This window comes from Methylobacterium trifolii (assembly GCF_022179685.1).
GTDB classification, from domain to species: Bacteria; Pseudomonadota; Alphaproteobacteria; order Rhizobiales; family Beijerinckiaceae; genus Methylobacterium; species Methylobacterium trifolii.
The window spans coordinates 1-1,306 of the sequence record NZ_BPRB01000423.1 but is presented as its reverse complement, the minus strand read 5'-3'; the positions used below and the strand labels follow the sequence as shown (position 1 = coordinate 1,306).

Sequence of the window (1,306 nt, the reverse complement as noted above, 5' to 3'; positions counted from 1 at the left end):
ACCCTGCTTGGATCGCCTTGAGGACGCATCATTTTTTCCCGCGAACCGTGGGACGCTTCGCGGAATGATGCTTAGGCCACCGTGTTGTTCTCCACGCCGATCACCGCGTCGAAGGGGGGCAGCGTCGAGAGGTCGGCCGCGTCGGGCAGGCAGACGATCAGGCCGGCCCCGGCGCGGCCCGCCCGCAACTGGGCCAGCCGCTCGCGAAAGTTCTCGGGCTTGCGCTCGTCGAGGAGGATGGCGATCACCGCGATGTCGGGGCGTCGGACCAGGCAGCGGGCGAGGTCGATGCCGATGCGCTCGCGCGGGCCGATGGCCCCCTCCCCGAGGGAGGCGCCGCCGGCCGCCCCGGGCTCGACCCGGCTGTCGAGGCCGAGGCGGTAGACCGAGCCTTCCAGCCCCTCCTCCACCAGCACCCGCCGGACCAGGGCGCGCACGCGGGCCTCGGCCCCGGCCTCGCCCTGGCTGATGCGCCCGAACAGCAGGTTCTCCTCCAGGCCGGCGGCCGGGTTGACCCGCGCAGGATCGTGGAACTCGACCGCGCCGGCGAGCGCCGGCGGCAGCATCCCCGCGAAGGAGCGCCGGGCGGCCACGAGGCGCTCCTCGAAGAGCGCGTCGATCAGGCCGAAGCGGTGGCGGGTCTCGCTGTAGCGGAGCGCCAGCCCGATCAGCCGCTCGCGGTCGCGCTGCCCGGCCGGACCGCGGCGCAGGCCCGAGGCGCCCGGCTGGCGCACGACGAGGTCCTCGAAGTAGCCGCGCTCGGCCGCCGGGAACAGGGAATAGGCGTCGAACAGGGGGTGGTCGTTGGGCAGGTCGGAGAAGATCTCCACGGTGCTGCGGGCCACCGCGAGGCCGATCTCGATCAGCGGCCGGCTCAGGTCTTCGGCCTCCAGCACCGCCCGCAGGTAGGGATGGCGGGCGAGCCGCCCCTGCGCGAAGGCCGGCCCAACCGCCTCGCCGAACAGGATGTTCTCGCCGATGCTCGCCTGATGGTTGTAGAGCGCCGGGTCGAAGGGCTCGACCAGGCGCTCGGCCCGCTCGGCCTGGAGCACCGCGCGCACGGTGCGCCGCGCCGCCACGATGGCCTGGGCCAGCGCCGGCTCGGCCACCGGGTCGACCCGGCCGGTGAGGCCGCGGGCGTAGACGAAGGCGTCGAGGCCGGTGAGCCGCAGCAGGGCCACGAACTCGGCCTCGTGCGGAGCGATCTCCGGGCCGGCGCCGTACAGGATGTTCTGGCGTAGCGACCCTTCGACCAGGATCGCCTCGCCCGCCGCATACGCGATGCGCCGGGCGAGGCGATCCTGGT

Annotated in this window: 1 protein-coding gene; it reads right to left on the bottom strand. The window is 73.9% G+C overall.

Annotated elements, in window-relative coordinates; all coding sequences use genetic code 11:
• Nucleotides 1-71 precede the first annotated feature (71 nt).
• A partial coding sequence (locus COGEMETH_RS25505; protein WP_507763009.1) for a P-loop NTPase family protein occupies nt 72-1,306 on the bottom strand: 1,235 nt, incomplete at its 5' end.